Annotated in this window: 14 protein-coding genes; 8 read left to right on the plus strand and 6 right to left on the minus strand. The window is 47.8% G+C overall.

What is annotated here, in order from left to right; genetic code table 11:
• Positions 1-63 precede the first annotated feature (63 nt).
• Positions 64-576, plus strand: coding sequence for an opioid growth factor receptor-related protein (locus tag RO22_RS03750; protein WP_052475501.1), 513 nt, complete (start codon positions 64-66; stop codon positions 574-576).
• A gap of 20 nt (positions 577-596) precedes the next feature.
• Here the strand turns inward: RO22_RS03750 and RO22_RS03755 are convergent, their stop codons facing one another.
• Positions 597-1,349, minus strand: a complete 753-nt coding sequence (locus RO22_RS03755) for a hypothetical protein (RefSeq protein WP_022519928.1) — start codon at positions 1,347-1,349, stop codon at positions 597-599.
• A gap of 136 nt (positions 1,350-1,485) precedes the next feature.
• Positions 1,486-1,641, minus strand: a complete 156-nt coding sequence (locus RO22_RS24010; RefSeq protein WP_235270465.1) for a DsbA family protein — start codon at positions 1,639-1,641, stop codon at positions 1,486-1,488.
• 170 nt (positions 1,642-1,811) lie between these two features.
• On the opposite strand from RO22_RS24010, the gene guaB reads away from it, so the two are divergent.
• Positions 1,812-3,281 carry an IMP dehydrogenase gene (gene guaB / locus RO22_RS03760; RefSeq protein WP_041157644.1) on the plus strand — a complete coding sequence of 490 codons (1,470 nt, stop codon included), beginning with the start codon at positions 1,812-1,814 and terminating at the stop codon, positions 3,279-3,281.
• A 240-nt stretch (positions 3,282-3,521) separates the two neighbouring features.
• A complete protein-coding gene (gene guaA / locus RO22_RS03765) occupies positions 3,522-5,099 on the plus strand; it encodes a glutamine-hydrolyzing GMP synthase (RefSeq protein WP_041157645.1) in 1,578 nt (525 codons plus the stop codon).
• Between the two features lie 97 nt (positions 5,100-5,196).
• On the opposite strand, the gene RO22_RS03770 is transcribed toward guaA, so the two are convergent.
• Genes RO22_RS03770 through RO22_RS03785 form a run of 4 tightly spaced genes read right to left on the minus strand, consistent with a single transcriptional unit; the run spans position 5,197 to position 14,283 of the window.
• Entirely contained in the window at positions 5,197-7,926 is a 2,730-nt protein-coding gene (locus RO22_RS03770) for a DEAD/DEAH box helicase family protein (RefSeq protein ID WP_041157646.1), read from the minus strand.
• A gap of 12 nt (positions 7,927-7,938) precedes the next feature.
• The gene (locus RO22_RS03775) at positions 7,939-9,726 is read right to left on the minus strand and encodes a site-specific DNA-methyltransferase (protein WP_041157647.1); all 1,788 of its coding nucleotides are present in this window, start codon (positions 9,724-9,726) and stop codon (positions 7,939-7,941) included.
• Between the two features lie 13 nt (positions 9,727-9,739).
• Complete coding sequence (locus tag RO22_RS03780; RefSeq protein ID WP_041157648.1) at positions 9,740-11,440, minus strand: AIPR family protein; 1,701 nt, start codon at positions 11,438-11,440, stop codon at positions 9,740-9,742.
• Complete coding sequence (locus RO22_RS03785; RefSeq protein WP_084625235.1) at positions 11,440-14,283, minus strand: SNF2-related protein; 2,844 nt, start codon at positions 14,281-14,283, stop codon at positions 11,440-11,442. Before RO22_RS03785 ends, RO22_RS03780 begins: the two co-directional genes overlap by 1 nt.
• 84 nt (positions 14,284-14,367) lie before the next feature.
• Between RO22_RS03785 and RO22_RS03790 the strand changes: the two genes are divergently transcribed.
• The 5 genes from RO22_RS03790 to RO22_RS03810 all read left to right on the plus strand — a co-directional run bounded on the left by RO22_RS03790 (position 14,368) and on the right by RO22_RS03810 (position 19,843).
• Positions 14,368-15,258 (plus strand): GIY-YIG nuclease family protein, encoded by an 891-nt coding sequence (locus RO22_RS03790; protein ID WP_041157650.1) that lies wholly within the window; start codon positions 14,368-14,370, stop codon positions 15,256-15,258.
• Between the two features lie 91 nt (positions 15,259-15,349).
• Complete coding sequence (locus tag RO22_RS03795) at positions 15,350-16,009, plus strand: hypothetical protein (RefSeq protein WP_041157651.1); 660 nt, start codon at positions 15,350-15,352, stop codon at positions 16,007-16,009.
• A 943-nt stretch (positions 16,010-16,952) separates the two neighbouring features.
• Positions 16,953-17,981, plus strand: a complete 1,029-nt coding sequence (locus tag RO22_RS03800; RefSeq protein WP_041157652.1) for an aldolase catalytic domain-containing protein — start codon at positions 16,953-16,955, stop codon at positions 17,979-17,981.
• Complete coding sequence (locus RO22_RS03805) at positions 17,974-19,101, plus strand: isocitrate/isopropylmalate dehydrogenase family protein (protein ID WP_041157653.1); 1,128 nt, start codon at positions 17,974-17,976, stop codon at positions 19,099-19,101. Before RO22_RS03800 ends, RO22_RS03805 begins: the two co-directional genes overlap by 8 nt.
• Before the next feature lie 37 nt (positions 19,102-19,138).
• Positions 19,139-19,843, plus strand: a complete 705-nt coding sequence (locus tag RO22_RS03810) for an RraA family protein (protein ID WP_041157654.1) — start codon at positions 19,139-19,141, stop codon at positions 19,841-19,843.
• Positions 19,844-19,865: the final 22 nt, after the last annotated feature.

Raw genomic sequence — 19,865 nt, forward strand, 5'->3', positions numbered from 1 at the left:
AGTAAAGTGGTGTCGTTACTTCAAAGTATCATTGTATTACCGAGGGAATCACGAGGAAATGCTATGGGCCACCACCCAACACCGCTGATCGCTTTTTACCGTGGCGAGGCACCGGATCATAAAGGGCGCTATATCAATGCCATCTGGGCCTTATCTCACTTCTGGCTAGAGCATACCCACGATTATATTCAATGGCTTTTTCCCATTCCTGAGGTTGGCCGCTTTAACCATTTTGCCCCACGACTGACTGATGTCGAGCGTGAAGTATTTCAAGACGATAGCGCGTTACGTGAACAACAGCGAGTCTCGCTGGATGTCATGCTGAGTTTTTTGGGTTTAACTCGGGATGGGCTCACCATTACTGCCCAGCCGAGCCTTAATATCCGCGAGCATATTTGGCTCAAAGCAGGTGGGCATAATCACCTGCGTATTTCGCGGATGATTCGTTCGTTGGCACTTTGTCACCAGTACGATCTGGCGCTGGCTTTACAGGAAGCGGTGATACGTATTGGTACCGAGCAGGGCATCGTTTCGGATGCCTCGATCCAGTATTGGAGCGAGGCGCATAAAGAGTAGCCTGTATTATTCGGATGTTGTTACTGGCATGCCGCAATAATAGAAAAGCCGTAAAGCCTAACGTCTGGCGTTCCCTCTACGAGGCAGCCTCTTCGGCGTGATGTGGTCACCGGGTCTGTCAGTGGCTGGAAATAGCTGAAGTGGTGGCTCGCTGGGTCATCGTTATTCACATCGGTATTTAACTGAGATACGATCCTTTCGTGTGTTGCAGCGCTGAGCGCTTCCCATTGATCTGTATTGCCCTTCTGTCTGTTATCCACATGCAGGTAGAGGGCGATAGGGAGCTTGATAACCTTCTTCTTTAGTGCTTTTCCCAGGCTTGTTTCATCAAGCTCGATGAGCTGATTGACGGCTTTCTGCCACGGGCGAACGAGTCGCTGTGTCGTTGTTGTGTATTCTTCACCAAGTTGACGACCATTCACAGAAGCACGAATGACTTTTAGTTCGACGAGAAAGCTGGTGCTGCGATAGTCGAAAATGATATCCACTCGGCCTTTGCCGCTGGCTTCATCTGTCTGACGAGATACCTGTACTTCAGTGGCAATGTGGCCAATCTGGCTATTAAAGCCATCACTGAGCAGCGCCTTGATAAAGGTACCGTAGAGTTCCCGCTCATTGGGAATACGTGTATTGCGAATGAAATGACGCGTATCTGGATCGTCAAGCGCTTCCCCCAAAGCACTGCATAACGTCACCATCATATCGCGCGAAACACGTGCCCCCGTGATGTTATCCGGATTGCTGTAGTAGAGCTGCCTAGGTTGGTCTGCCATCCTTGTTCCCTTTTATTAATAATAAACAGCATGATACACCTCTTAGCCATACTATTCGCTTAAGGGGTTGCTTGGCGCGCTGGTTGACGGAGAGTGCCTAGGGAGTGGGGGAGGCCATAAAATTACCCGCGCTCGATCAGAAAACGTTTAAGGGCACCGGGGCAGGGCGCAGCTCAAAGGGCCGCCAGCGGATTTCCACATCCATACCGTCGGTTGCCTGAACAATGGCCTCTTCGGCTAGCAGGCAGAAGGGGCAAACGTAATCGGTGTAAACAATAATCTGTTGAGACAAAAAGCCCCCTTGAAGGCTAAAAATGGCCAGCTATCAGCCTAACAGCATACGTCATTAGCATTTGGTATAAGCACAAAAGCCTGACTGCATTGCTGGAAAGGCCCTCAAAACGCTATAATAGGCGATTAACCTTTCACGCCCCACTTCCTCTCAATCAGGGTGTTGCCGCTATGCTACGTATGGCCCAAGAAGCACTAACGTTCGATGACGTTCTCCTCGTTCCCGGCTTCTCCGATGTCCTTCCCAAGGATGTCAGCCTCAAAACCCGCCTGACCCGTAATCTTTCGCTCAATATTCCGCTCCTCTCTGCCGCGATGGACACCGTTACCGAAGCGCGTCTAGCGATTGCGATGGCCCAGGAAGGCGGCATCGGCATCATCCATAAGAGCATGGCCATGACCCAGCAAGCCGCTGAGGTGCGCAAGGTCAAAAAGCACGAAAGCGTGATTGTGAAAGATCCGGTCACCGTTAGCCCTAAAGCCAAGCTCGAAGACCTGCTCGCCATGGCCCGTGAATACGGCTTCTCCGGTTTCCCCGTGGTAGAAGGCGAAACCCTGGTGGGTATCGTGACCGAACGCGACATGCGCTTCCAGCCCAACCATGGCGACAGCGTTGAAGCGATCATGACGCCGCGCGACCGGCTGGTTACCGTCAAAGAAGGTACCGACCTCGAAACCAGCAAAGCCAAAATGCGCGAACACCGCATCGAGAAAATGCTGATTGTTGATGACGAGTTCCACCTGCGCGGCCTGGTCACCTTCCAGGATATCGAAAAAGCCCGCACTTACCCAATGGCCGCCAAAGACAGCGACGGCCGATTGTTAGTCGGCGCGGCGGTAGGCACCGGCCCGGAAACCCCGGATCGCGTAGCAGCCCTGGCCGAAGCAGGCGTCGATGTGATCATTGTCGATACCGCCCATGGCCACTCCCAAGGCGTTCTCGACCGCGTTCGCTGGATCAAAGAGCACTTCCCGCAGATTCAGGTGATTGGCGGCAACATCGCCACCGCCGGTGCTGCCCGGGCGCTGGCCGAAGCAGGCGCGGATGCCGTTAAAGTGGGTATCGGCCCTGGCTCGATCTGCACCACGCGCATTGTAGCCGGCGTTGGCGTACCGCAAATCACCGCGGTTTCCAACGTGGCCGAAGCGCTCAAAGAGTACGACATTCCGCTGATTGCCGATGGCGGCGTGCGCTACTCCGGTGATCTGGCCAAGGCGATTGCCGCTGGTGCCAGCGCCGTGATGGTTGGCGGCCTGCTGGCCGGTACCGAAGAAGCCCCCGGTGAAGTCGAACTCTATCAGGGCCGTACCTACAAAGCCTACCGGGGCATGGGCTCCATGGGCGCCATGTCCCAGAACCAGGGCAGCGCCGACCGCTACTTCCAGGATAAAAGCGAAGGCGCCGAGAAGCTGGTGCCGGAAGGCATTGAAGGCCGCGTTCCCTATAAAGGCATGATGAGCGCCATCGTTCACCAACTGATGGGCGGGCTGCGCGCCTCCATGGGCTACACCGGCTGCCGCGATATTCAGGAAATGCGCACCAAGCCGGAGTTTGTCCAGATTACCGGCGCTGGCTTTAACGAATCCCACGTTCACAACGTGCAGATCACCAAAGAAGCTCCCAACTATCGGGTGAGCTAACCAGTAGATGATTTTGAAGCCTTTGATTAACGTAATGAGCGCAGACCAGACAAGGCAAAAATCAACGAGAAAGCGGAGTTTACAAGCTGTAAATGAGCATTTTGAGGCGATTTTTAACGCAGTATGGTCAAGCGCAATAGTTAATCAGAGGCTTCTACGTTAAAACGGCGGCGGGCAAAGCTCGCCGCTTGCTTTTTGGCCTTACCAGCGGCACCCACACCGCTTAACCGAGACCCCGCCATGAGTGACATTCACGCCCATAAGATTCTGATTCTCGATTTCGGCTCCCAGTACACCCAACTGATCGCCCGCCGCGTTCGTGAGATCGGCGTTTATTCCGAAGTCCGCGCGTTTGATATCACCGAAGAAGAGATCCGCGAGTACAACCCCAACGGCATTATCATGGCCGGTGGCCCGGAATCCGTGACGGAACTGGACTCCCCGCGTGCGCCCCAGTGCGTGTTTGAAATGGGCCTGCCGGTGTTTGGTATCTGCTATGGCATGCAGACCATGGCCGAGCAGTTGGGCGGTAAGGTAGAAGGCTCGAACCAGCGCGAATTCGGCTACGCGCAGATTCAGATCGACGAAGACAACGCGCTGTTCAAAGACATCAAAGACCATGTGGACGCGAAAAGCGGCAAAACCCTGCTGGACGTATGGATGAGCCACGGCGACAAGGTCGCCGAAGCGCCTGCCGAGTTCACCGTGACCGCGTCCACGCCGAGCTGCCCGATTGCCGCCATGGCCTGGGAAGAGAAGCAGTTTTACGGCGTACAGTTCCACCCGGAAGTAACCCACACCCTGCAGGGCCAGCGCATTCTTGAGCACTTCGTGCTGGATATCTGTAAAGCCGAAAAGCTGTGGACGCCTGCACAAATCATCGAAGACCAGGTTCAGCGCGTGCGTGAGCAAGTGGGCGACCGCCACGTACTCCTCGGCCTTTCCGGCGGTGTGGATTCCTCTGTTGTGGCCGCGCTGCTGCACAAGGCCATTGGCACCCAACTGACCTGCGTATTCGTCGACAACGGCCTGCTGCGTAAAGCGGAAGGCGACCAGGTCATGGAAACCTTCGCCAAGCATATGGGCGTTAAGGTGATCCGCGTAGACGCCGAAGACCTGTTCCTCGGCAAGCTAAAGGGCGAGAAAGACCCGGAAGCCAAGCGCAAAATCATCGGCAACACCTTTATCGACGTATTCGATGAAGAGGCCAGCAAAATCGACGGTGTCGAGTTCCTGGCCCAAGGCACTATCTACCCGGACGTGATCGAATCCGCCGCCTCTAAAACCGGCAAAGCGCACGTGATCAAATCCCACCACAACGTAGGTGGCCTGCCGGAAACCATGAAGCTCAAGCTGGTTGAGCCGCTGCGCGAACTGTTTAAAGACGAAGTGCGCAAACTCGGCCTCGAACTCGGCTTGCCCTACGATATGGTCTACCGCCACCCGTTCCCCGGCCCCGGCCTGGGCGTGCGTATTCTGGGTGAAGTGAAGAAAGAGTACGCCGACATTCTCCGCGATGCCGACGCTATCTTCATCGAAGAACTACGCGCCTCTGGCTGGTACGAAAAAACCAGTCAAGCCTTTGCCGTATTCCTGCCGGTGAAATCCGTAGGCGTAGTCGGTGACGGCCGCCGCTACGAATGGGTCATCGCGCTACGCGCGGTAGAAACCATCGACTTCATGACCGCCCGCTGGGCGCACCTGCCCTATGAGCTGCTGGAGAAGGCTTCCAACCGGATTATCAATGAGTTGGAAGGGGTGTCTCGGGTGACCTATGATGTCTCCAGCAAGCCGCCTGCTACTATTGAGTGGGAGTGAGGTTTGCTCTGAAGTGAAGCTATAACTAACTAATTGAAGCCACCCTACAAGGGTGGCTTTTTAATTACGGTTAGTTTTTATCTGCCAAATCGGACTACTAAGCTTCACTAAGATTAGATAACTGAGACAACGATATGTTCTCATGTACTAAATCATGGGGAATTAAATAGTATGACCAAGACTTACCCCCGTGTTTATCAAGGTACCCTGAGGCGTTGTAGCACCATTTTTTGGCCGCTTCTGCTTTGGCTACCACAACCGCATCTTTAAGATCGCCACGCGCTTTGGTTTCTACCATAATGACCTTATCGTTTAGCTCTGCCACAAAGTCGGGTTGATACTCCCGTTGGTTGACACCATCCTTGTAGAAAATCTGAAACTGGCCACTGACCGGCTTGAACCATTTTTCAGACTCGCGCTCTAGTATCAAGGCAAAAGTACGCTCGGTATCGGAGTCGAATTTCTGCACATCGTATAGGCAGCGTTTGAACCCTCCAAAAAGCATCTTTTTGATTTTTCCTTTATCTAGCACGGTTGAGCGCACGTTATGGATCTCTTTATCACTCGTGGTATAGGCCGCATCCTTGAGTGCGATAAAACCAGAGGTGACTGTTACTTCGTAGGAGCTGGCTTTTTCCCAGTAATGCTCTGCCATTTGTGCGTGAATGTTGTCTGCGATCCGTTTACCAAAACCAAAGAATATGTTGTGGAGTTCATCTTCTGAGTACTCGTGGGCATCTCGGAAGTAGTTTACAACTTGAGCTGCCAAGTCATAAATAAGCTCGGCATGCTCGTCATAGGAAATATCATCATAGTCAATCAGATGCTCTACGACATAATCTTCCAGCCTTTGATACTTATGGCTCAATTGATTTGATAGGCTCACTTGCTCATCCGTTTGCAAGCTTCTGATAATCAGGTCTCTATTAGATGGCTGAAGGTTAAGGTTACCCATATCAAGCAGAAATGGGGTGTACCCATAAGTAATCTCTCCCGATGGCACTACCATGATCCTCGGGATATCAATGGTTTGCTCTATCACAAGCTGAGTGGTCTTAGTAATCAGCTCATGCAGGTTAATTTTTTCCTCTTCCTCCAGCAGTGATTGCTGTTTGCCGCTCAGGTGCTCTGAAACTTCTTTATAGGCTTGCTGCTGAATGTCTTCGTTAAGCAGGGACTTACTTGTGGGAGCCACATTGGGTTTATTCTGGTAACTTTGGAGCACACGCAAAGCTACCATCGCTGCATCCTTCTCTGCAACACCAGTAAATAGCGGCTTCTCGCGTTCTTTGTCGCCTCCTACATGGTATTGATGGCCTGTAGCGCTTTGTAGTGGTTCCCCAGATATCATTGCATCAAGTTTAGAAGTTACGGCCACACTGTCTTTAGGTTGCTCGCCATCATTCTTTTCCAGGATAACCTGTCTCATGCGTAACGGATTGTTCGGACTATTGGCTTCGTCAACAATCTCCTGAAAGCGGTCATGAGCAACAATGTTAAGTCTATCGACCGAGTCAACGCCGGTACGTTTCCCATAAGGGAGTCGGAGGCCTCGGCCAATAGATTGCTCGATTAGGGTGCGTGCGTTTGCAGCTCGAAGGGGCACAATGGTATAGAGGTTGGTCACGTCCCAACCTTCTTTAAGCATATTGACGTGTATGACAATTTCAGTAGGCTCATCGACGCTTTCAACGGCTAGCAAGCGCAAAATCATTTCTTCTTCTGCGGCACCACTCTTGGAGCTATCAACCTGAATGGCTTTGCCTTTGTAGCGTCCACTGAAGAAGTTTTCCGATTCAATAAGCTGCAACAACTGTGCAGCATGGGTGGTGTCGCGAGCGATCACGAGCATAAAGGGCTTAACTTGCTTCACGCTATGCTGTTTAGCATAGGTAAAAAGCTCTAATTTGGTTGCCTCGTGTAGTCTAACCCCATCTTCTAGCTTTACACGCTCCAGTTGATCTTGGCTGTATTGCTTGGGGTCAAAATTGCGCTGAGTAACCACTGCCGGCTCTTTCACAAAACCATCATCCATCGCACGAGCCAGTGGGTAATCAACAATCACATTTTCGAATGGCACAGGGCCTCTATTTGATTCTGTGAAAGGAGTAGCGGTTAGCTCCAATCCCAAGCGAGGTTTAAGCTCGTTAATAGCCCGCATACCGGCACTAGCTCGATAGCGATGGGATTCGTCCATAAGCAGCACCAGATCATCTAACTCCGCCAGATAACTGAAGTAACTATCCCCAAGATACTCAGATAAACGCTTAATCCGAGGCGCTTTACCACCTCGTACCTCCGACACAATCTTAGAGATATTAAAAATATTGATAGTAACTGGGCTTAGTATGCCCAGATTTCGGCCACGTTCTTCATAGTTATCGCCAGTAATAATCTCTGGCGGATACGCCGAAAACTCAGCAATACCTGTAAATACATACTTGGGAGTATTTGGAGTAAAGTCGGTAATCAACTTGTTATAAATGGTTAGGTTCGGTGCTAATACAAAAAAATTCTTAATGCCGTACGCTAAATGAAGGTAGGTGATGAATGCACCCATCAAGCGTGTTTTGCCCACACCAGTCGCCAAAGCAAAACATAATGAGGGAAAGTCACGCTCAAAATTACCCAGGGTTGGGAATTCAGCACTCAAGGTTTTTAACAGCGCAGGAACATTTTGTGTGGGAGACAGCATGTCAGGCGCCGACTCAATTGCCTTGGCGAGTGCGTGAAGTGAATGTTCCTGGGGCTTACGAAGACTCAAACGACCATTGATGGCATTCAGGATTCGAGACTTGTTGGTATGGTTCGTATTATTTGAAGTCATTCTATGCTTCCCTTAACCCTGATGGTCGTTGTCGTCGAATAAACCTGTCTGCCTTTGCATTGCTGGAGGATCGTTTTTTACTTCTTCTTTCATAGGTAGATTTTCTACGTTAAGGCTATAGTCATCGTGGCCCCATTCACAGCGAGACAACACCATTTTTGGAATCTTCTTAAGTGTCAAGTTCGGAAAACGATCAGTGTTGCAGCGGAAAGCGCTACAGCACACTAGCAATGTACGATCTTCGCCTACTTCCTCACTCAGTGCCTGCAACTGCTCAGCAGATAGAGTTTGCGTGGTGACATAGATATAATCCTGCTCTGTAGAGTAACCATGATTCCACCACTCAGTATCGGAAGGTGCATAAGTAAAGCCTTCAAGCTTACATATTGCTTCGGCCAGCATGGCAGCGTCATATGCCTTGCTGATCACCCAGCGCCCCCAGCGATCCTGCTCAAGCAGCGAAGGGGCTAGTTCGTAATAGCGGAAGCCACCGCCTCCTTGCCAATTTACCGCTTTAGATATACCGGTTTGATCAGAGCCATTTATAACATTTTTCAGCCGTGGCAAGATGTGTGTATTACATTGCTCACCAAGCTCGACTAATATCCATCTTCTTCCCATCTTGTGTGCAGTAGCAGCTGTCGTTCCTGAACCGCCAAACGAATCTAAAACTAGATCACCCGGATTTGTTGATATCTCTAAAATTCGTTTAAGTAACTGCTCTGGTTTTTTACCTCTAGGAAATTTAACACCGCCTTCATTCGCTATATCTGCTTTTGGAATATCTTCATGACGCCAAAAGTTTGTTAAATTAGAGAACTTGACAATGACTCCATCTTTTACTTCTGCTGTATCTTTTAACCATGAAAAAAGCTCTGCGTTATAGTAAAATAGTTCTGTTTTTTTGCCTTCATGTTTTCCTCTGCTGGGCGTGTATTCTACAGAGTAGAGCTTTTTTTTATCCATTTCAGACACTAAGTCTTTTTGGAAAGAGTTTTCTTTTTGAATCTGATTGGTTCGAAAAAGAGTATTGAAGTTTTCTATTAGTTGTAAGTCAACTTCGTTCTTCCTTTTTTCGTAGTCTCTTAATGATATCTTGTTAATGTCAAAAAAATCGTATTCGTATACCTTGACAGATTCGCCATTCGACCTAGATGGGAATTCTCGTACTAATTTTTTTTCTCCAATATTTGAAAGATATTTGTTATATCTTTTGATGGTTTTTAGCTCTAAGGGGACGGCGTTCTTGACATTGTGTTCTTTTAGATTTTCTTTTTTGTAACAAATGATATGCTCTGATGTGTCTACTAAAAAACCGCCCTGACCGATACCTGCCGCAGCAGAGCGCTCATATGAAATATGAGAAACAAAACACCCTCGACCAAAAATTTCGTCAAGCATAACCTTTAAATAATGAACTTCTGAATCATCTAAATGTACCCATAGTAGACCGTCGCTAGAAAGTAAGCGATAAATAATAATTAATCTTTGGTACATTAGATCAAGCCATATAGAATGTTCAAGTCCATCATCATAAAGATCAAAAGCTTGGCCTGTATTAAAAGGAGGGTCAATATAAACACACTTTACTTTTCCACTATACTCCTGCTCAAGGGCTTTTAGAGCTAAAAGATTGTCACCATTTATAAGTTTATTGTCAAAGATATCATTTTTAGATAATTTATGACTTGCGTGATAAGATTTGCTTTGCTCTTCCATCAAAATGCGAGGCTCAACTTTTGTCCGCTTATCTTTGCCGACCCAAGTTAATTCAAGTCTTGCTTTTGCTTTATTGCTCATGTTTTATAAATTCCTATGTATTAGCCAGTGCGGCCATAACGGCACCTTTTAGTGTTTTTAGATCCGATGCGTTCTTAAATACAGAAGGGGGAGTTTTTCCCCAAGTGACCTTTTTATATTCATCAATAATAGTTTGCGTGATCGTCTGTGCTGTTGTGCGAACGATATTACTGTGCGCTAGTGATAGCTTTAAATCGTTATAATCAATGTACTGTTTGGTCTTCAGATAGACGATGTGAGATAACAACATCAGAGAATTAGCGGCAATCTCCTTGTCCATACCTGTAGCCTGTCTTGCATCCGATCTAAGTGAATCACGTATCAATTGATGAATTTGAACAATCCGACATAGCTGTCGAGCCTGCAGGCTATCTTTGAACAAATAATGGTAGGTAGAGCTATGCAATTCTTCACCAGAAACCCGCGAAAATAACTTTTTGGCATCCTTTTTAGCTTGGGCAACTAAGTTGCACTCACTATCACTGGCCCAGCAGGCTAGTGCTTTGGCTGCAGTTTCAACATCAAAGTCAGCTTGATCTAGTTCGCCAGATTTGTAGCGATAGGAAACACCGGATTGTTGAAGTGTTTGCGCCCACTGAATTTGGTTTTCATCCAAAGCTGCAAAATCAATATCGGACACGGCATTTTGATTATTGCGAAAACGAGTAACTTTGCTGCCGAATTCTTCCAGATCTCCGTCAAGAGCTATAAAGGTAGCTAATACCTTCACATCTCGCTCCTGGCACTCGTTATCCAAATCGATCGCCAAGCTACTGACTGTCTGTGCACCATTGATAACAGAAAGGTTCTCAACCCTAAATTTACCCGTAGAGCGTGTATCGTCACGTGGACCAATTGGGCGAATTACATCACAGGTAAACGTCACCCCGTTGTTAAAGTAGAAAAAGTGCTCCGGGTTGTTCTTGATCGTTTCTGAAATATCCTGATTGACGACTGTATCACCTTGAAAATGGCGGATATTCGCATCAAATAACTTCTCGCCATACTCAATTTTTAAGGACTTTAACTGTACGCCGGTAATGCTGCCGAAGCAGCATAAATAGGGGGCGTCAATATGACCATAATTTTCCAGGGTTACCTCTGCCGTTATCGGGGCTGGCAAGTGCTCACCCAGCTGGATACGGTGAAAGGAGGCCAAGCCAAAATTGATAAAGCGTAAAAAACTGGGATCCGCAGGCAGGTTGAGTGCATCCTCTAAATCTGACATTACCCGCCTTTTATCATCGCCTAGGGCGCTGCCTGTATACGTCAATACGGCTTTAACCTTTGCCACACCTGAATCAAATGCGGAATTCAATGCTGGGATTTTCGCCTGCAGATGCTCATTGAAACGCTCATATTTCTGCTTGGCTAAATCCTTAACACCATCTACAAATTTGCCAACCTCTGCGAGTTCAACTTCGCCTGTACCTGAGTCTTTGTATTTTGACTGGATAAGCCAAACAGTTTGGGTGGAGTCTACATAAACTGAGTCTATGCCGTGATCCTGCCCGCCATCAATGGATGCGTGTATGGCATCCTCATCGGTGGCGCCAGCCTCTTGTGTTAGAAAATAAGCGGCTAGTGCTTTTGTGTAGAAATTCCGTTGTTTGGCATTTGCATCGGGGCCAGTACCCGTAATCTTTCCCCCAAATCGAGCACCCAGTAACTCACATAGCTGGATCAACTCGTGAGGCTTAACACCATCAGCCATTAAACAACCTCCCAAGTAATACTGAACAGTACTTGTTCTTCTACAGTTTGGCTCATTTTACCTTCCAATTCGGTAATTAGCTCTTCGCGACGTTCGTCGACTTCGTCTTGTCGATCAAAGAGGTCACGGCGCTTTTTATTACGAAGCTTTTCGAGTTCTTTTTGCTGTTTCTGCCAGTGCAGCTTCTCATGGAGGTCGGGTGCGAGTTTCGCGGTTCTACGTACCTCGCGAATTTCACGATCGATTTCTTTAATGTCCTGCTCTAATACCACTTTAAGATCATCGGCCCAGGCATCCAGCTTTTCAACTTCTACTTCAAAGTATTTGAGATTGCGCTGACTGATATCGCTGAGTAATACCTGTTTATTTCGAGACAGTTCCTTCTCAACGGTATGGTTGAGAGCGAATGTGGTTTGGGACTCGCTTTGGATCGGGTATGAAAGCAGCTTTTCTAAAACCTCAGAATGTACGACTTCACCCTTGGTGTTGATACCAACTACCGCCAAATGATCTTCGGCTCGTTCCATGGATTCAACTGTAATTTTGCAAATTTGTAGTTGACCTGTTTGCCCCCTTAATTCTTCAACAACAGATACCTTGGTGTCTCTGGCACTAGTATTAAATACAAGGTGAGCCTGCTCCAAGTTCTTGGTTTTGGAAGTATTAATAGCCCACTGAGCCAGCGGGTGCTTAAGGCGGTATAGGTGACAGTCTCCGTCTCGCCGTGGCAGTTCATACTCTCCCGTTGGGATATCATCAGGTGCTCCCGCGGGCAATGACTTAATAACAAAGCCTCCATCAACAAGTTGAAAATGGTTTGAAAGCTCTGTTTGTGTTAATGCTAGTAGCATCTGTTCGTATTTATCGAGAGATGCTTCAGTATTGATTTTTAGGCGCTGTAATACGTCTTCATCAAAGTGTTCAAACAGCTGCTCGCGCGTATTAACCATCTGCGTGTTGATTTCGTGTGCCAGATCTTGTTGGAGCTTATCGAACGCACTTTTTATTTCGTCCGGATCACGGCAAGTGTCATAGATTTTTTTTATCCGGCGCTCGAAATCCACCCCATTTTCGATGGCACCCAGTACTTCATCTGAAGCTCCAAAGACACCATCAAATATTTTGAATTTCAACTTTAAGAGCTCATGAACCCGTTTATCTGCTGCATTAGTCGAATCAATAAAATTAAGAACAACGACATCGTGCTGCTGCCCGTAACGATGGCAACGGCCGATGCGCTGCTCAATTCGCTGTGGATTCCAAGGCAGATCATAGTTTATAACCAACGAACAGAACTGAAGGTTTACACCCTCAGCCGCCGCCTCAGTAGCGATCATGATTTTGCCTTTTTCCTTAAAATACTCTACCAATGCAGCTCGTGTATCCGAGGTTTTAGAACCGGTGATTTTGTCACTGCCTTCGTGCTTGGCCAGCCAACTTTTGTAGATTTCTTTTGCTTGTGCGTCATTGTTGGTGCCGTTGAAAAGTACTATGCCACCTTTGTATTCACTGCTCGCTAGTAGTTCAAGCAGATAATCTTGTGTTTTTCTAGATTCGGTAAAAATAATGGCTTTTTCTGCTGCTCCAAGCTCTTTAAGCTTCTCAAAAGCAATTTTCAAGGCTTTGAGCAGGGCCTCTCCTTTAGAGTTATTCCTTATATTCTTGGCAAGCTCTTTAAACGACTTGAGTTCATTGATTTCGTCAATAATGGATTGACGCTTAGGATTTCCTACGCGACCTGAACTTGCCTCATCATCAGGCCATTCCTCAGCAGTTTCAACTAGAGATTCATAATCGGCATTAAGATCGTGAAAAACGCCGGCTTCAGCATCATCGCTCTTTAAATCATCTTCCAGACGAGTAATTATCGAGTTCAGTGCTCCGGCTATTGCAAAGGATGACGATGCCAAAAGCTTCCACATCACCATGGAAATTAGTTGCCTTTGGCCGCTTGGTAGCGCATTGAGGTTAGGTCGCTGCAGATAGCCTGACACCAGTTTATAAAGCTTTTGCTCATCGCTTGAGGGAGTAAATTCTTCCACCATTGCGATTCGCTTAGTGTAAGGAACGTAAGCTTCGACATCTTTTCTTAATGTGCGTTTGCATACTGGTTTGATCCGCTGACGAAGCTCATTAAAGGAGAGGTTGTCGTTTAGACGACCGTATTTGATACGGAAGCTATCTAGGTCTCCAAATACTTTCTCGTCAATAATGCTGACCATGCCAAACAGCTCCAGCAATGAGTTTTGGAGCGGTGTCGCCGTAAGCATGACTTTGAACGTACTTCCTAGTGCATCACGAATTGCAGCTGCTATTTTGTTGCCTCTTTTATAGACATTCCTGAGCCTGTGCGCCTCATCTATTACCGCAAGATCCCAAGGAACCATCTGGATGTCTTCAGCTTTAGTTTTGGCGAATTGGTAGGAGCAAATGACAATCCTTTCGCCAACGTCGAAGGGATTCTTGACGCCTTCTTTCTTGGCCTTTTTATAACTGTCTCCCTCCAAAATCAGTCCTTCCACACCAAACTTCTCTTGAAGCTCCTGGTGCCACTGTTTACGAAGATTGGCTGGAACAATAATAAGGATACGGCGCCTACGTTCGGCCCACTTCTGAGCAATAACAAGGCCGGCCTCGATTGTTTTCCCTAGACCCACTTCATCTGCCAGTAAAACTCCATTGGATAGAGGGTTCCGAAAAGCAAACAATGCAGCGTCCACTTGATGGGGGTTCAGGTCTATCTGCGCATCCATGATTGCGCCGGTCAGCTTGTCCTCATTTTCGCTGTCTAAGCGACGCGTAAGTTGCCACGCGAAATACTGTGCTTGATGCTGGCTATACATTGTCTGGCTCATAGGTTCTATGGTGCGCTAGGCTTAGGCATCGTATGATTTTGAAAGTAACTACTTTAAAGGAACATTGGCCTGATGTCTGTTCAACCTCGCCCAACGTCCATTCGTATCTTCCTTGCTGATGGCACTCCTGAAGGTTTGCGAATTGTGGAGAAATCCAACTGGACGGGCAGGGCGGTGGTGGCTAACCGCTCACAGCTTGAGCGTGCGCTGGCTAGAAGCGAAATGGCGCAGCCGGGCGTGTATGTGCTCACTGGGCAAACAGAAGATGGTGCGGCCAAGTTGTACGTAGGCGAAGCAGATGCTCTAGGGGAACGTATTAAGCAGCATGTGTCGGGTAAGGAGTTTTGGACGCGGATGGTAGCCTTCACTAGCACCAACGAAGGCTTGAACAAAGCTAACGTGCGTTACCTGGAAGCAAGTTTACTGGCTCTTGCGAAGACCGCTAATCAGTGGGCGCTGGATAACGGAACTTTCCCCGCGCCGCCTCCGCTTTCTGAAGCCGACCGTGCCGATGCCGAGTGGTTTTTAGCCGAGATGCTGGTGATTTTTCCTCTGCTAGGCATTGATGCGTTTGAATCTGCCAGCAATCAGGCCGCTACCACGCAAACAGAAAAGGCTGAGCCGTCGTTAGCGCTTTATCTAAATGAGCGTGGAGCTGAAGGCACCGGTAGAGAAGTAGCCGATGGCTTTGTGGTGTTAAAAGGCTCCCAGGCTCGCGCCGAAGAGACGGTTTCTATTCACGATTACATGCGCGAGCAGCGCCAGCTTCTGCAAGAGCGGGGCGTATTGGCGCCGCTAGATGGAAAGCTGGTCTTCACCCAAGATTTTCGTTTTTCGTCGCCATCAACCGCGGCGGGTGTGTTGGTCGGTGGCGCTTCAAACGGGCGGATTGCCTGGAAAGATGCGAGCGGTAAAACACTGAAGGCTATTCAAGAAGCGAGATTGGAAAAACTGAAAAAATGATTATAGGCGTTACGATATTTTCGTCTGTCACGAAAATCACAGAATTGCCTCGTGTTGGCCGAGTGGTTCTCTAAGCTCAGAGTAAGTTTATATGTCTGAAATTCATCACTACTTGCAAGAGTTCGATGACGCTTTCGATCAATTGCGACATTATCAAGCCTACCCGCGTATGCGTCCTTTCATCGGGCGCCTTTATGGCCAGTATGACCCAAAAATCCTATTGGTCGCTGAAAGCCATTACCTGCCAGAGGGAAGATCGCTTCACCTTGATGCACAATGCTGGTATGCGGGTTCTGAAAAGAATTTTGGAACTGAAGATGAACCAGGTTGGATACACACTCGCCAAATCATCGATAAAAAAGACGGCAAGTGGAGCGCTAGGGGGCACGAGATCTACCGGCGCTTGAATCGAGCCCTGAGTGAAGTGGGGTATTTGGGAGGCGGCAACCTGTTCAGATACGTCGCGTTCATGAATGGCTTCCAACGGCCAGCTATTGAAGGAAAAAGCCTCAACGTCCAACGGGAAGATCTTGAGGTTGCTACACAAACACTCAATGGTGTGGTCGATATCATTGAGCCGGATTGCGTGATTTTCGTTTCCTCGAAAGCGAAAAGACACTTGACAAAGCACCTTGAAGTTGAGTCAAGAGGGGTGCCCCATCCTGCTTGCGCTTGGTGGTATAGGGCTTCGAAACATGGGACGGGCAAGGAGCGCTTTATTCATTATCTTTCAGAAATCCGAAGCCATTAGTCTTTTTTGTGGGGAGTAACTGGTTGGCTTCATGATTTTGAGTTGCTGGCCCACCGCTGCGGCATTTTCCTACAGTTGCCTAACAGCCTCTGCTTGAGTCGCTCTAATAATGCTTGCCCGGTTCCTTTATGAGCCGACGCCACCCCTGCTTGAGTAGTGCTCCCGTAGCCTTTTCTTTAATTCAAGTGCATAGGGTTCGTTCTCAATGGCGACCACATATACATAGCGGGGGAGATAACCGGTTGAGCTACTGCCAAGAATGCTCAATGCGTCATCGAACGTATCGAATGTCTCGCCTATGCCAGACTGCGCATTGCACAAGCCAAAAATAACGAAACTAGCCCACTCCCAGCCGCACGTCCGGACATCAAGTCAAAGTTAGTGGGCTTCAGGTGGGGGGGCATATCAAGTACACGTTGCTGCAGAAGCTCCGCTTAACTAATGGATGGTACGGGGCAAAATGGTGTAGTCGGAGACTCGTTATAGAACAGGTAGTAGCCCGCACGCGCAAGTTTGGAAAGCTACCAACCCTTAATAATTTAAAGTGCCGCTTTCATATTTGAAGCTGGTTAAGCTATGTATTATCCATTCTTTGTAGAGATTTGTGAATTAATATGGCGTTTGATAGATACTGTGTTGATGCGTTCAATTTTCGTTGATATTAGATATTATTAATAAAAACAATGTTGTTTGGCATTAGTTGATGAAGTTTTAAAAGCATTTTCTAATGTTATTACATTGCAATGTAATCCGATTAGTAAAGAAATGTTGTTTGCACTGTGTTTGGTTTTTTTGAATTACGGACAAATAGGCACTAGTCATAGGAAGAATAGCCCCTTTTTAGCTGCTGAACATTGTTCTATTGTGAATCTCAAGAGATGCAGCTATAGCATCATATGTTAAAGCTACTCATTTGATATTTTAAAGACTAAGGGGGTGTGCAATGAACCAGATAAAAATTGTTGATGTTACCTTAAGAGATGGTGGCTATAGAAATAATTTTAACTTCACTACTGAATATGCCCAAACAGCCATAGCACAGCTTGCAAAAACTGGGGTTCAGTATTGTGAAATTGGTTATCGAAATGGCTCATTTAGAAGAAAGCAAGAACATGGCCTAACCAGCTCTGTTGCAGCGGATTATATCAGTGCTCTACGAGATGCAGCAGCAGAGCGTATCGGCTTGTGTGTCATGGTTCATCCTCATAATGTCGATGCTTCTGATTTTGAAGTTTTACGAGAACAGGGTGTATCTTTAATCAGAGTTTGTTTGCACAGAAATCATACTGACGAAGGCTTGGCTACTATAGCGCTCGCAAAGTCTTTCGGTTTTGAAGTTAGTGCTAATATTACACATATTACAACTTTAAATCCTAGTGACATCTCCAGTATGTGTTTGCGCGCCGAGGCCGCTGGTGCTGACTTCCTGGTATTTGCAGATTCCAATGGCAACATGATACCGACCGACGTATACCGATTAATTAGCCGCATTTCTAACCGAGTGCTTATTCCTTTAGGCTTTCATGCCCATAACAACCTATCGCTTGCACTTTCAAACTCAATATCAGCAATCGAAGCCGGAGCCAAATATATTGATACTTCGATTTGCGGCATGGGTAAAGGCGCAGGAAATCTGCATCTGAGCATGCTTATTGCTTATCTTCATCGTATAGGCATTGATAATGACTATGACATGATCAGCGCATTGCAACTTTCTCAACTAACCGCCGAAAGCGTGCCGTCGAGTAGTCTACCCGCACCTTTACCGGATGTCATGATGGGATCCTATAACTTGTCTTTTGATATCCAGCAAAAAATAGATGAGTTCATGATAGAGAATGAAATGCCGTCGGTCTTCCACGCTCTTCAGGCCATACATGACCAAAGTAAACGCAAACAAGAGAGGGTTTCAAAAAGTGTTGCTCACATAGCGCCCATTTCTTCTGCTGCGCAGAGGGGCTGTCATGAATAGTCGTCAACAAATTTGCGTATTACCTGGTGATGGCGTGGGTATTGAAGTAACTGAAGCAGTGTTGCCAATTTTTGAAGCTCTGCGTTTACCCATTGATTTAAAGTTCGGCCAGATTGGTTGGGATTGCTGGCGAAAATATGGCGATCCAGTTCCTGCACAAACTTGGGAAATAATCTCCAGTTGTGATGCAACCCTATTGGGAGCTGTCACCAGCAAGCCTTTGCGTGAAGCTGAGGAAGAGTTGCGATTCAGTTTACGAGGCTCCCGTTTATCATACGTTTCTCCTGTAATACAACTTCGTCAAAAGCTTGAATTATTCGCAAATGTCCGACCTATCACAGATATTTTGGGGGACAAGCGTTATCAGTTCACGGTGATTCGCGAGAACACTGAAGGTCTTTACGCAGGGCTTGATTTTGATTCAATACCGGCTGAGTTTGAGCCAGTACTAGCCCGGCATGAGCAAAATGGTGCGGTATGGAAACGCCAAGGCTCTAAAGACGCATCGATGAGTGTTCGTTTGCAGACAAGCGCTGGCCTAACACGTTTATTCCGGTTTGCATTCGATTATGCGCAGCGTCAGGGCTTCAAGCGAGTAACGCTTGCCGATAAACCCAACGTGCTCCGTCACAGTGGCGCATTTGCACGGGATCTTCTCGAAACAGTTGCTGCGGACTTCCCAGATATTAGTGCCCAAATTGAAAACGTTGATGCTGTCGCATTGTGGATGGTTCGTCGGCCAGAACGCTTTGGGGTCATTGTCGCCGAGAATATGTTTGGCGATATTCTTTCCGATTTGGGTGCGGGTGTAATGGGCGGCTTAGGTTTAGCACCAAGCGCGAATATTGGTGCTCAAGGCGCCTATTTTGAACCCGTTCATGGTAGCGCGCCGAAATACACGGGACAAAATCGTGTCAATCCTTGCGCCATGTTTCTGACAGTTGCTCTGCTGTTGGAGCACTTAGGCCATCACTCCTCAGCCGATGCAGTTCGACGTGCAGTGACACACGTCGCCCGAAGCGAAAGCCGAACATCCGATCTCAACGGTACCGCCAGTACTTCTGAAATGGCATCGGCCATAGTGAGCCAGACTGTGGCGCACGCTGAGCGTCTGCTTTAAGTGAAGGTTATCGCGTAGTTCTCACAGGAGAAACCTCATGAGCATTGCAAATAATTATCCAGCTAGCGACAGCATCCTCTTAGAATCTTGCCAAAAATTGGACACTGCCTCGCTTTCTGACGCGCTGGACAGTTTGAACATCGCGGGCGGGATTGCTGGGCTCAATCAGCAAGTGTCAGGTACGCGATGTGCTGGCTTTGCCTACACAGTCTTGTATGAACCCGTGTACGAGCAGAGGGGATTTAAGAACGCCGCCAACTATATTGATGACGTTCCCGCCAATTCAGTCATTGTTTCTAGCAACCCCGAGCGTGCCGACTGCACAACCTGGGGAGATATTCTCACTTATGTCGCTATCAGCAAGAAGATCCGAGGCACGCTGATTGATGGTGCAGCACGCGACATTGATACAGTTCAGCGTCTCAACTACCCCCTATTCAGCCGCACTCGCTTCATGCAGTCCGCCAAAAACCGGGTTCAGCTCAAAGCCACACAAATACCCATAGAAATTTCAGGAGTCACGGTCTCTCCTGGTGATTTGGTGGTATGCGATAGCAGCGGCTGTTTAGTCATACCACGAGACAGAGCTGAGCAAGTGATCCAGCGTGCTCAGGCCGTTGAACAAACTGAGCACAAAATAATTGACAGTATCAACCGGGGGGCCTCGCTTGAGGAGGCTCGTGAACTTCACCGCTACGATCAGCCTTGGCTTTCAACTCAGGAGAAGCTAGCCGAGTCCTGAACCGCTATTCATATCATTGAGG

The organism is Halomonas sp. KHS3 (assembly GCF_000830495.1).
GTDB lineage: Bacteria > Pseudomonadota > Gammaproteobacteria > Pseudomonadales > Halomonadaceae > Vreelandella > Vreelandella titanicae.